Here is an 11,630-nt window from a genome sequence, read left to right as displayed (position 1 = left end):
GCCGGCGCTCCAGGCCGGGAGCCGGACGATGTCGCCGGGCCCGCGTTGCCGGGGCCCGGCAACGGGCTAGCCGCGCACCTCGATGACGTCGGCGGCGGGCAGGCGCGGGGTGTGCGGCGGGCCGGCGTGCTCCGGGTCCGCCACGCCGAGGCGCAGCACCAGGTACGGCCAGCCGGTGTCGCCCAGCATCCGGCGCAGCGCGACCCGGGTGAAGTCCAGCTCGACCGGGCTGCTCAGCGGGAGCACCGCCGTGCCGCGGCCGGTCGCCGTCAGCCAGAGCTCGCCCAGGGCCTCGCCGGCCGCGAGCCAGTCGGGGCGTTCGTCGCCCTCGCCGTACAGGATGGCGTAGTGGGCGGCGTTGTCGTGGCCCTCGCCGGCCGCCAGGGTGCCGGCCACGCCGAAGTCGCGCTCGGCGACCGTGGTGCGCGGGTTCTGGGCCGGCAGGGCGCTGTCCGGGATGCCGCTGCCGGCCGCCCGCTCGCCGCCGACCCAGGCCTTGGTCTCGTCGCGCATCCGCTCGTCGTGCTGCTCGGCCTCGCCCGAGTGCTCGATCATCACCGCGAGCTGGAGGACCTGGTCGCGGTTGAGCACGTGCAGGCGGGCCCCGCCGCGGCGGGCGCCGGCGGCGAGGGCGTCCAGGGCGGCCGGGGCCACCGCCTCGTCGGTGACGACCCGCCGGTCGGTGCGCCGCACCTGCAGCAGCTGCAGCCGGTGCATGTCGTGCGGGTCGGCCGCGGCGTGCGAGACCGCGCGGACGATCGCGAGCGGTTCGCCGGCCTCGGGCGCGCCGGCCGGGCGGTCCACCTCGGCCTTCCAGCCCGCCGCGGCCAGCGCGACGAGCGCGTGGTGCAGGGCGGCGCCACAGCTCAGTACCATCAGCCGCCCTTCGGGGTCCTGCTCGCGCAGCTGGCGCTCGGGCGCGGCGAAGAGCTCCAGCCGGTCGCCGTCGACCACCCAGCGCCACGGCTGGGTGTTGTGCACGGAGGGGGCCAGCCGGGCGGCGTCCGCCGCCGCGGCCAGTGCCCCGGTCGCTGTCGTGGTCATGACAGGCTCCAGTCCCGCACGTCGGGCATGTCCTCGAGGTGCTCCACGACGTACGTCTCGTGCTCGGCCAGCTTCCGCTCGCACCACGCCTTGAGCTCGGTGGCGCCGGGCGGGAGCCGCTTGGCGTTGTTGATCGCGTCCATGACCAGGTGGTACCGCGAGACGCGGTTGCGCACGGTCATGTCGAACGGGGTCGTGGTGGTGCCCTCCTCCACGAACCCGCGCACCCGGAACCGGTCGGCGTCGGGCCGGCCGTGCACCAGCTGGTGGATGGCGCCCGGGTACCCGTGGAAGGCGAAGACCACGTCCACCTTGTCGGTGAACAGCTCGGTGAACTGGGTCTCGCTCATCCCGTGCGGGTGGTCCTTGCGGCGCGGCAGGGTCATCAGGTCCACCACGTTGACCACCCGGACCCGGAACTTCGGCAGCCGCCGGCGCAGGATCTGGGCGGCCGCGACGGTCTCCATGGTGACCACGTCGCCGGCGCAGGCCAGCACGACGTCCGGGTCCTGGGTGCCGTCGTCGGTGCCGGCCCACTCCCACACGCCCGCGCCGCGGGTGCAGTGCTCGATCGCGTCCTCCATCGACAGCCACTGCAGCTGCGGCTGCTTGTCGATGACGATGAGGTTGATGTAGGAGCGCGACCGCAGGCAGTGGTCGGCCACGGAGAGCAGGCAGTTCGCGTCCGGCGGCAGGTAGACCCGGGCGATGTCGCCGCGCTGGGTCAGCACCACCTGGATGAGGCCGGGGCCCTGGTGGCTGAAGCCGTTGTGGTCGTTGCGCCAGGCGGTCGATGTCAGCAGCACGTTCAGGCTGGGCACCTTGGCCCGCCACGGCAGCCGCTTGGCCTCCTGCAGCCATTTTCCGTGTTGTACCGTCTGCGAGGCCGACACCATCGCGAAGGCCTCGTAGGTCGCGAACATCCCGTGCCGCCCGGACAGGTTGTAGCCCTCCAGCCAGCCGTGGCAGTTGTGCTCGGAGAGCACCTCCATGACCCGCCCGTCGCGGCCGATCGCCGTGTCGGCGTCGGTCACGTGCTCCATGAAGGCCCGGTCGGACACCTCGAACACGGCGCCGAGCCGGTTGCTGTTGGTCTCGTCGGGGCAGAACAGCCGGAACCGGTCGCCGTTGGCGCTGTAGATGTCGCGCAGCAGCTCGCCGAGGCGGCGGGTGCTCTCGGCGTGCTCGCGGCCGGGGAGGTTCACGTCGACGGCGTACTTGCGGAAGTCCGGGATGTCGAGGTCCTTGGTGAGCAGGCCGCCGTTGGCGTGCGGGCTCGCGCTCATGCGCAGGTCGCCGCCGGGTGCGAGGGCCCGGACCGCCTCGACCGGCGCACCGCTGGCGTCGAAGAGCTCCTCCGGCTTGTACGACCGGAGCCACTCCTCCAGCAGCCGCAGGTGCTCCGGGTTCTCCTTCACGCCCGCGAGCGGGACCTGGTGCGCCCGCCACGTGCCGGTGACCTGGACGCCGTCGACCTGCTCGGGCCCGGTCCAGCCCTTCGGCGAGCGCAGGACGATCAGCGGCCAGCGGGGGCGGGAGCCGTCCCAGCCGCCGCCGCGCGCGGACTCCTGAATCGACTTGATCTTGTCGTACGCCTCGGCGAGCACGGCGGCGAAGCGGTGGTGCATGCCGGGCAGGTCGGCGCCCTCGATCTCCAGCACGTCGTAGCCGTGCCCCTCGAGCAGGGACCGCACCTCGGCCGGGGCCTTGCGGCCGAGCACCGTCGGGCCGGCGATCTTCGCCCCGTTGAGGTGCAGGATCGGCAGCACGGCCCCGTCGCGGGCCGGGTTGATGAACGAGATGCCCTTCCAGGAGCCTTCCAGGGGGCCGGTCTCGGCCTCGCCGTCGCCGACGACGGCCACGGTCAGCAGGTCGGGGTTGTCCATGACGGACCCGAAGGCGTGCACGAGCACGTAGCCGAGCTCGCCGCCCTCGTGGATCGAGCCGGGGGTGGTGACGGAGACGTGGCTGGGGATGCCGCCGGGCGCGGAGAACTGCCGGAACAGCTTGAGCAGGCCCGGCTCGTCGAGGGTGACGTTGGGGTAGATCTCGGTGTAGGTGCCCTCGAGGTAGCCGGCGGCGACCAGCGCGGGCCCGCCGTGCCCGGGGCCGGCCAGGTAGATGGCCTGCTGCCCGGTCTGCTTGATGAGCCGGGACAGGTGGGCGTAGATGAATGACAGGCCGGGGCTGGTGCCCCAGTGGCCGAGCAGCCGCGGCTTGATGTCGTCCGCCTCCAGCGGCCGCCGCAGCAGTGGGTTGGCTTGCAGGTAGATCTGCCCGATGGTGAGGTAGTTGTTGGCTCTCCACCACGCATCCAGCTGTGCGACCTCGACGTCCTCAAGCTCGGCACGCAGGCGCTGTGTCATGACCTCTCCTGTACTCCTCGCACGACCTCCACTTCCAGGGTGACCGTAACGGCGGGAGGCGTGCAGGGCCGGAGGTCCCGACAAATGGGGGACTGCCGGGACCGGTCCGATCGGCGTTGCCCGAGGTGACCGGCGGGACGGGGGGCCCGGGTGATGCGGGTCACGCCGCGGCGAGGCCGGCCAGGGCCAGGGCCGCGTGCTCGCACCAGTGCGTGTGGCCGAGCTCGGCGAAGCGGTCGTGGGCGGCCCGCAGCAGGGTCCGGGCCTCCTCGACCCGCCCCTCGGTCGCGCACAGCCGGCCCAGCTCCAGCCGGGCCCGGGCCGCGCCGGTCTCGTCGCCGTGCCGGGTGAACAGGGTGAGCGCCTCGGTGAAGTGCTCGGCCGCGGCCGGGCCCCGCCCGCCGGCGGCGTCGAGGCGGCCGAGGTCCAGGCTCAGGTACGCCACCCCGGTCTCGTCCCGCAGCTCCTGGGCGTCGCGCAGGCTGCCGCTGAAGCAGGCCAGGGCCTCGTCGTGGCGGGCGTGGGCCTCGTACCACATGCCGAGCCGCCGCTCCATCATCGCCGCCTGGCGGATCGCGCCCATGCCGCGCAGCCGGTCCCGGCAGTCGCGGTAGGCGTCGGCCACCGCCGGGGCGTCGGGGTCGTCCTCGTGGTCCCAGCGCACCAGCTTGGCCTCGGCGTTGACGGCCATGTACTCGTCGCCGGCCTCCCGCGCGGCGGCGATCGCGCGGCGGAAGTAGTGCCGCACGTCCTCGCCGTCGTGGCGCCACTCGGCGATCTCGGCCATCGCGAACAGCGCCACCGAGCGGCCCACGGCGTGGCCCTCGGCGTCGAAGATCTTGTAGGCGGCGACGGCGTCGCGGTCGTCGACGCAGCCGCCCTCCGAGGCCACCCGCTGGGCCAGGGAGACGAGCATGCAGGCCTCGCCGACCCGGTCGCCGCTGCGCCGCGCCGCCTCCAGCCCGGCCCGGGTCGTCTCGTCCCACAGCTGCCAGCGGCCGCGGGCCTCCAGGTAGTTGCGCAGCACCCAGGCCAGCCGCCAGCACAGCTCGTCGAGGCCGAGCTCGTGGGCCTGGTGCACGGCCGCGGCGACCGAGTCGACCTCGGCGTCCAGCCAGGCCAGGGGGTCGGCCGAGACCGACCAGTCGGAGATCTCGGCGAGCTCGGTGACGCCCCAGGCCTGGGCCGGCCGGTCGCCGCTGAAGCGCTCCACGGCGGCCAGGGCGGCGGCGAGCCAGCCGCCGAGGATCCGCTCGGCCGCGGCGCGTACCGACGCCGGTTCCTCCTCCTCCGCGCAGCGCTCCGCGGCGAAGATCCGCACCAGGTCGTGCAGGTGGTAGCGGGCCGCGCCGACGCTCTGCACCAGCTGGGCGTCGGCGAGCTCGTCGACGACCAGGTCGGCGTCGAGCGGCTCGTCGGCGTCCGGGCCGGGTGCTCCCGGTGTGGCGGCGACGGTCCAGGACCGCTCATCGGCGTCGGTGCCGGGCGACCCGGGACTGTGCGGGCCGGGGCCGAGCGGGCCCGGGCTGAGTGGGCCCGGGCTGAGTGGGCCTGGGTTGAGTGGGCCTGGGTTGAGGGGACCAGGGCCGAGGGCGCAGGCGACGGTCCAGGCCGGGAACGGGCGGGTGGCGAGGGCTCCGAGCCGGCGCAGGGCGGTGCGGGCCGGGGCGCCGAGGCCGCGGTACGACACGAGCAGGCTGGCCCCCACCCCGCCGTCCGATGTGGACAGCGCGGCGAGCCGGCGCCGCTCGTCGGCGAGGCGCTGCGAGTAGGCGGCCACCGGCAGCTCGTGCCGGCCGGCCAGGCGCGCGCCGGCGACGCAGAGGGCGAGGGGCAGGCCGCCGCAGTACCGGATGACGTCCCCGGTCGCCGCCGGCTCGGCCCCGGTGCGCCCGGCCCCGACGATCTGGTCGAGCAGGGCGCGGCTGGGTCCCGGGCCGAGCAGCCCCAGTTCGAGGTGCTCGGCCTCGGTCAGCCCGAGCAGCCGCGGGCGGCTCGTCACCAGCACGACGCCGCCGGTGCCGGGGCTCAGCGCGCGCACCGTGGCCGCGTCGGGGGCGTCGTCGAGCACGAGCAGCACGCGGCGGCCGCCGAGCCGGGCGCGGTACAACGCCTCCCGCTCGCCGGGGCCGGCCGGGATCGCCGCCGGGGGTACGCCGAGCGCGATGAGCACCGAGGCGTGCGCCTCCCACGCCCCGCCGGGCGCGCCGAGCCGCACGTGCAGCTGCCCGCCCGGGAACTGCGCCCGGACCCGGTGCGCGACCGCCATGACGAGGGCGCTCTTGCCGATCCCGGCCGCGCCGCACACGGCCAGCACCCGGGTGGTCTGGGCATCGGTGTCGACGCGGCCGAACTCACGCCGGGCTGTATCGAGGCGGGCAGTATCGAGGCGGCCGGTGTCGAGTCGGGCAGTATCGAGGCGGCCGGTATCAGGTCGGGCGGTGTCGAGGCGGTCGGTGTCGAGACGGTCGGCGTCGAGGCGGTGCAGCAGCCAGGCGACCGCGTCCTCGCGCCCGACCAGCAGCCGCGGGGGTGGCGGCAGCAGGCACGGCGCCTCCCGCTCGGGCTGCGGCTCGGGCGCGGCGGGCGGCACCTCGGCGTCGAGCAGGATGCTCTGCTGCAGCTCGCGCAGCTGCGGGCCGGGCTCGATGCCGAGGTCCTCGACCAGGCGGCGGTGCCCCTCGCGGTACACGGCCAGCGCCTCGGCCCGCCGCCCGGCCCGGTGCAGCGCGGTCATGAGCTGGCCGCGCAGCCGCTCGGCGTACGGGTGCTCGGCGACCAGCGCGGTCAGCTCGGGCAGCGGGTCGCCGCCCACGGCCAGCTCGGCGTCGAAGCGCTCGGCGAGCACGGCCAGGCGCAGCTCGGCCAGGCGGGCGCCCTCCACGGCGAGCGGCGGGGTGTCCAGGTCGGCCAGGGCCGGGCCGCGCCAGAGGTCGGCGGCCTGGCGGTACAGCCCGACGGCGTCGTCGATCCGGCCCGCGGCCGCGGCCCGGCGGGCGTCGGCGGCGAGCTCGGTGAACACGGCCACGTCGACCTCGGCCGGGTCGGCGGCGAAGAGGTACCCGGACGCCACCGTGCGCACCGTCTCGTCGCCGAGCACGGCCCGCAGCCGGTGGACCGTGCTGTGCACCTGCTGGCGGGCGGTGGCCGGGGCGGCGTCCCAGGTGGCGTCGATGAGCTCGCCCAGCCCGATGGGCCGGTTGGGGCGCAGCAGCAGCACGGTGAGCATGGCGCGCTCGCGCCGGCCGCGGGGCCGCCACACGTGGTCCCCGGTGCCGACCTCGAGCGGGCCGAGCAAGCGGTACCGCACGCTACCTCCCCCGTGTGCACTCGGTATCCAGTTCGTAGCCCGACGATAGCCGTGAATGCCATCGTCGCTGGACGGGCGGCTTCCCCCCTCGGCCGCCCGTCTCGCATGGCGCGGTGGGCCTCTCACGGGGGGAGGTCACCCGCGCCGGGCGCTCAGCGGAACAGGGCGGCGATGTCGTCGTACGCGGTGACGATGACCCCGGCGACCAGCCCGGCCCCGCCCGCGACGACGGCCCCGGGCACCGCGACGGCCCCGGTCCCGGCCGCCGCCACCAGGCCGGCCAGCGAGATCAGGATCAGCACGCCGTTGCGGACGACGTGCCCCTTGCCCAGCGGCGCCGTGGACGCGCCGAAGCACCGGCACGGCGCCCGGTTGCCGGCCCGCAGGCTGATCGCGATCGCGGCCGCGAACACCGCGAGCAGCCCGGCCGCGATCACGAACCCGGCCACCGCGGCCCAGCGCAGCGGCACCGCGAGCAGCACGACCACGGCCGCCTCGGCCGCCACGGACGCGGCGGCGGCCGGCCGGGCCAGCCGCACCGGCACGACGTCCATCCGCAGCAGGGAGTCGACGAACGCGGCGTACGCCTTCGCGCCGCTCACCTTCCCGGCCAGGGCCACCACGAACACCGTCGCCACCAGCAGCCGAGCCGCCACTTCCAGGTAACCCAACGCACACCCTCCCCCGTGATCGACCTCAGACTATCTCGCGGCACTAGGCTGAAGCGATGGCCGAGCGCTTTGTGGACGTTCCGGGCGGTTCCCTGTACAGCCGCACCACCGGCGCGGGGCCCGACGTGCTGCTCCTGCACGCCGGGGCGGCCGATCTGCGCATGTGGGACTCGACGGTCGAGTGGCTGCGGCGCGAGGCCCGGGTCACCGCGTTCGACTTCCGCGACATGGGCCTTTCCTCAAGGGCGCGGCAGCCGTACCGCGAGGTCGACGACATCGCCGCCGTGCTCGACGCGGCCGGGGCGGACCGGGCGGTGCTGGTCGGGGTCTCGGACGGCGCCCGCCGCGCGCTCGCCTTCGCCTGCGCGTTCCCGCAGCGGGTGGTGCGCGTGGTCGCGGCCGGGGCGGTGCTCGGCGACTTCCCGGACCCGACGCCCGAGGAGTCCGCGGCCCGCGCCGAGATGCACGCCCACGTGGAGCGGACCGTCCCGCTGCTGGAGGCCGAGGGGATCGCCGCCTACGCCGCCGCCGACATCGCGGGGTGGGGACCGGCGCTCGGCCCGGCGCAGCGGCGCAAGATGGAGGCGCTGCAGATCGCCAACCGGTTCTGGATCGAGCTGCCGGAGTCGCTCGGGGCCGAGCTCGACCCGCCGGTCCGGGATCGCTTCGCCGAGCTGGCCATGCCGGTCGACGTGGTCGTCGGCGAGCACGACTTCGCCGGCACCCGCCTGTGGGCCCGCCGGCTGGCCGCGCAGGCCCCGAGGGCGACGCTCGTCGAGCTGCCCGGCGCCGACCACTTCCCGATGCTGTCCGCCCCGGAGGCCTTCGAGCGCGTGGTGCGGGCGGCACTCAACCTTTTGTAGTCCCGGTCCCGTCGGTGGGGTGACGGCTACCGAGAGGACCATGGATGCGGGCGGAAACCCAGGCCGCGTACGTCGACTACGTGTCGGCCCGGCTGCCGGCGCTGCACCGGGCCGCGTACCTGCTGAGCGCCGGCGACGCCCACCGCGCCGACGACCTCGTGCAGATCACCATCACGCGGCTGTACCAGCACTGGAAACGGGCGGCGCGCAGCGACAACCTCGACGCGTACGTGCACCGGATGCTCGTGCACACGCTCGTCGACGAGAAGCGGCTCGCGTGGGCCCGGGTACACCTGACCGAGCGGCCCGGCGATCTCCCGGCCGCGACCGCCGGGGAGGCGCACGGCCAGGTCGAGGACCGCAGCCGGCTCGTGCAGGTGCTGCGCAGACTCCCACCCCGGCAGCGGGCCGTGCTCGTGATGCGGTTCCTGCTGGACCGGCCCGTCGAGGAGGTCGCCGAGACCCTGCGCTGCTCCGTCGGCACGGTGAAGAGCCAGAGCTCGCGCGGCCTGGAAGCGCTGCGGGAGATGCTTTCGAAGATTGAGGAGCACTGAGGTGTACGACGAGGAGACCGCCGGGGCCGACCTGCGCCGGCTCATGCTCACCACCGACGTGCCGGCCGGCCGGGCCGACCTGGCCCGCGCCATCGCCGACGGGCAGCGGGCGAACCGCCGCCGCCTCGCCACCCTCACCGCCGCGGCGGCCGGGATCGCGGTGCTCGCCACGGCCGGCGGGTTCGCCGTGCTCGGCCCCGACCGCGCCACCGACGCCCCGCAACCGGCGCTCCCGTCGCCCAGCGTCTCCGTGTCGACCGCGCCCGCCGGCTGCAAGCTCGCCCGCCTGCCCGAGCCGGACGGCGGCGGCGCGGAGGTGAGCGCCATGGACCCGAGCGGCACCGTCCTGGGCGGTATCGCGCACGACCGGCCGGTGCTCTGGAAGGACGGCCGGGCCGAGCTGCTGGAGGGCGTCCAGGGCGGCGTCTACGACATCGCGGCGGACGGCGCCGTGCTCGGCAACGACGAGGCGACCGGCGGCTGGGTCTGGCGCGAGGGTCAGGTCACGCACCTGGCGAAGCTGACCGGGTACCAGGCGATGTACCCCTCCGCGATCAACGCCAAGGGCCAGGTCGCCGGGTATGCCACCGGCCGCACCCTGGACGACGCGGTGCCGGTGCTCTGGTCGGCCGACGGCAAGGCCCACAAGCTCAGCACGCCGTCCGGCATCGGCGCCGCCGACGTCCAATACGCGATGGCCCGCGACATCGACGACGACGGCCTGGTGGTCGGCGACGTCCGCGGCGCCCCGGTCTACTGGACCCCCGACGGCGTGGCCCACGCGCTGCCCAAGGCCGGCCGGGCCGACATGATCGTCTGGGCGATCGCCGGCGACAACGTCTACGGCGTGGCGAGCGGCGACTTCGCGGTCCGCTGGTCGCTGTCCACGAAGCAGGTCTTCCAGCTGCCGAAGGGCGGCGACTTCGGGGCGAAGGCGGGCTCGGCCAACGGGTTCGCGGTGCTGCCCGGCAACCTGCCGGAGACGAGCCACCGGGTCGGCCCGGGCCGCGACGACGAGCTGCGCGGCCCGAACGGCGAGCCGGCGATGGCCCTGGTGATCAGCAACGACGGCCGGACGGTCGCGGGGTTGGTCGCGACCGCCGAGCCGTACTCCGTGATCTGGACGTGCAGCTGAGCGGTGTGCGGTCAGTGATCGAACATGACGGGATGCCTTTCGGGGGTCAGGGGATCAGGACGACTTTGCCGGCGACGGTGCCGGACTCGGCGAGGCGGACGGCCTCGGCGGCGTCGGTGAGGGGGATGCGGGCGGCGACCTGCGCCTTGAGTGAGCCGGCGGCGAGCAGGGCGAACACCTTCGTGAGGTCCTCGCGCAGCTTCGCCTGGTGCGCGGGCTTGTTGCGGCGGCCGGCCCACAGGTTGTAGAAGCCGGCGCGGCGGCCGTTCGGGGTGAGGTTCCACCACAGCAGGCGGCCGAAGAGCAGCAGCACCGGCAGGCGGGAGCTGCCGCGGTCGTCGCGGGTGGCGGCGGTGCCGTAGGAGACCAGGGCGCCGCCGCGGCGCACGAGGCGCCAGGACTCGGCGATGCCGGGGCCGCCGACGTGGTCGAAGACGGCGTCGTAGCCGTGCGGGGACAGGTCGCGCAGCTGGCGGTACACGTGCGGATCCTTGTAGCTGACGGGCTCGGCGCCGAGGGACCGGACGGCGTCGTGGTGGCGCGGGGACGCGGTGCCGACGACGCGGATGCCGGCGTGGCGGGCCAGCTGGACCAGGGTCGAGCCGACGCCGCCGTTCGCGCCGAGGACGAGGATGGTGCCGCCCGGCCGCACGCGGGCGATGCGGTGCAGCATCTGCCAGGCGGTGACGCCGTTGACGACGACCGTCTCCGCCTCGGCGGGGTCGACGCCGTCCGGGACCGGGACGAGGTCGCCGGCGTCGACGAGCGCGGCCGTGGCCCAGCCGCCGATCTTGGTGACCGCGGCGACGCGCCGGCCGACGAGGGCCGGGTCGGCGCCGGGGCCGGCCTGCTCGACCCGGCCGACCAGGTCGTAGCCGGGGACGAAGGGGAACCTGGGCTGGTCGTAGTACTTGCCGCGGCGCATCTGCTGCTCGGCAAACGAGACGCCGCTCGCCTCGACGCGGACCAGGGCCTGGCCGGGCTGCGGGGCGGGGAGTTCGCGGTCGCGCAGCTGCAGGCCGTCGGGCTCGACGAGGCCGGGAAGCACGATCTCGGTGGTGTTCATGCGGGTGTACCTCCAGTGCTGGTGAGTATGTGTGCACACACTTACAACTGCGCGCACGAAAACGGGGCCTACGGGTGGCGCATGCCGAACGTGAGCGCGGTCGCCCACGACTCGTCGACCTCGTCGAGGCCGGTGGTCACGATCAGGTGGCAGAGCTGGCCGTAGGCCACGAACTGCTGGATCTGCCGGTCGTCGGCGCCGGCCGTACGCAGGAACGCGACCAGGCGCTTGTAGCCGTGCTGGACCGCGGCCTTGATCTCGGGGACGTCGCTGACGCTCTGCGCGTGGACCTGCAGCAGGAGCAGGTCCTTGTCGGCGATGAGCTCGGCGTAGGCCCCGCCGAGGTAGTACAGCAGCTTCTCCGGGTCCTTGTCGGGGGCCTGCTCGGCGGCGGCCTCCAGGGTGGCGAGGATCCGCTCGTAGCACGCCTCGACGGCGGCCAGGAACAGCCCGAGCTTGCCGCCGAAGAGCCGCAGCGCGTACGCCTCGGAGATCCCGGCCGCCGCCGCCACGGCCGTCACCGGCGTCGCGTGGAACCCGTTGCGGGCGAACACGGCGACGGCGCGATCGAGGAGGACGGCCCGGCGGGCCTCGGCGGTGCTTCGCATGTAAGTGAGTACA

The 11,630-nt window shown here is 74.9% G+C and carries 9 protein-coding genes; 3 read left to right on the top strand and 6 right to left on the bottom strand.

Going from position 1 to position 11,630, the window contains the following annotated elements:
• Positions 1 to 66: 66 nt before the first annotated feature.
• The 4 genes from ACQPZ4_RS16435 to ACQPZ4_RS16420 all read right to left on the bottom strand — a co-directional run bounded on the left by ACQPZ4_RS16435 (position 67) and on the right by ACQPZ4_RS16420 (position 7,391).
• Positions 67 to 1,044, bottom strand: coding sequence for an Acg family FMN-binding oxidoreductase (locus ACQPZ4_RS16435; RefSeq protein WP_433061376.1), 978 nt, complete (start codon positions 1,042 to 1,044; stop codon positions 67 to 69).
• Positions 1,041 to 3,410 (bottom strand): phosphoketolase family protein, encoded by a 2,370-nt coding sequence (locus tag ACQPZ4_RS16430; RefSeq protein WP_433061374.1) that lies wholly within the window; start codon positions 3,408 to 3,410, stop codon positions 1,041 to 1,043. The genes ACQPZ4_RS16435 and ACQPZ4_RS16430 overlap by 4 nt, the downstream gene beginning before the upstream one ends.
• Positions 3,411 to 3,570: 160 nt before the next feature.
• Entirely contained in the window at positions 3,571 to 6,720 is a 3,150-nt protein-coding gene (locus tag ACQPZ4_RS16425) for a BTAD domain-containing putative transcriptional regulator (RefSeq protein ID WP_433061372.1), read from the bottom strand.
• Positions 6,721 to 6,872: 152 nt separating this feature from the next.
• Positions 6,873 to 7,391: a MauE/DoxX family redox-associated membrane protein gene (locus ACQPZ4_RS16420; RefSeq protein ID WP_433061369.1), complete on the bottom strand. Its 519-nt coding sequence runs from the start codon at positions 7,389 to 7,391 to the stop codon at positions 6,873 to 6,875.
• A gap of 56 nt (positions 7,392 to 7,447) precedes the next feature.
• Between ACQPZ4_RS16420 and ACQPZ4_RS16415 the strand changes: the two genes are divergently transcribed.
• The 3 genes from ACQPZ4_RS16415 to ACQPZ4_RS16405 are packed head-to-tail and all read left to right on the top strand — an operon-like array spanning position 7,448 to position 9,943.
• A complete protein-coding gene (locus tag ACQPZ4_RS16415; RefSeq protein ID WP_433061366.1) occupies positions 7,448 to 8,254 on the top strand; it encodes an alpha/beta fold hydrolase in 807 nt (268 codons plus the stop codon).
• A 44-nt stretch (positions 8,255 to 8,298) separates the two neighbouring features.
• Entirely contained in the window at positions 8,299 to 8,808 is a 510-nt protein-coding gene (locus ACQPZ4_RS16410) for a SigE family RNA polymerase sigma factor (protein ID WP_433061364.1), read from the top strand.
• Complete coding sequence (locus tag ACQPZ4_RS16405) at positions 8,795 to 9,943, top strand: hypothetical protein (protein WP_433061361.1); 1,149 nt, start codon at positions 8,795 to 8,797, stop codon at positions 9,941 to 9,943. Before ACQPZ4_RS16410 ends, ACQPZ4_RS16405 begins: the two co-directional genes overlap by 14 nt.
• 46 nt (positions 9,944 to 9,989) lie before the next feature.
• Here the strand turns inward: ACQPZ4_RS16405 and ACQPZ4_RS16400 are convergent, their stop codons facing one another.
• Together ACQPZ4_RS16400 and ACQPZ4_RS16395 are read right to left on the bottom strand one after the other, a co-directional pair.
• On the bottom strand, positions 9,990 to 11,009 hold the full coding sequence (locus ACQPZ4_RS16400; protein WP_433061358.1) for a medium chain dehydrogenase/reductase family protein: 1,020 nt from the start codon (positions 11,007 to 11,009) through the stop codon (positions 9,990 to 9,992).
• A 68-nt stretch (positions 11,010 to 11,077) separates the two neighbouring features.
• Positions 11,078 to 11,617 (bottom strand): TetR/AcrR family transcriptional regulator, encoded by a 540-nt coding sequence (locus ACQPZ4_RS16395; protein WP_433061355.1) that lies wholly within the window; start codon positions 11,615 to 11,617, stop codon positions 11,078 to 11,080.
• Between the last annotated feature and the right edge of the window lie 13 nt (positions 11,618 to 11,630).

Origin of the sequence: Dactylosporangium sp. CS-033363 (assembly GCF_050942475.1) — a bacterium.
In the GTDB taxonomy this organism is placed as follows: Bacteria; Actinomycetota; Actinomycetes; order Mycobacteriales; family Micromonosporaceae; genus Dactylosporangium.
This window is presented reverse-complemented; position numbering and strand designations above follow the sequence as displayed.

Coding starts and splice junctions, on each gene's coding strand:
- ACQPZ4_RS16435 (WP_433061376.1), bottom strand. CDS start 1,044: ATGACCACGACAGCGACCGGGGCACTGGCCGCGGCGGCGGACGCCGCC.
- ACQPZ4_RS16430 (WP_433061374.1), bottom strand. CDS start 3,410: ATGACACAGCGCCTGCGTGCCGAGCTTGAGGACGTCGAGGTCGCACAG.
- ACQPZ4_RS16415 (WP_433061366.1), top strand. CDS start 7,448: ATGGCCGAGCGCTTTGTGGACGTTCCGGGCGGTTCCCTGTACAGCCGC.
- ACQPZ4_RS16410 (WP_433061364.1), top strand. CDS start 8,299: ATGCGGGCGGAAACCCAGGCCGCGTACGTCGACTACGTGTCGGCCCGG.
- ACQPZ4_RS16400 (WP_433061358.1), bottom strand. CDS start 11,009: ATGAACACCACCGAGATCGTGCTTCCCGGCCTCGTCGAGCCCGACGGC.
- ACQPZ4_RS16395 (WP_433061355.1), bottom strand. CDS start 11,617: ATGCGAAGCACCGCCGAGGCCCGCCGGGCCGTCCTCCTCGATCGCGCC.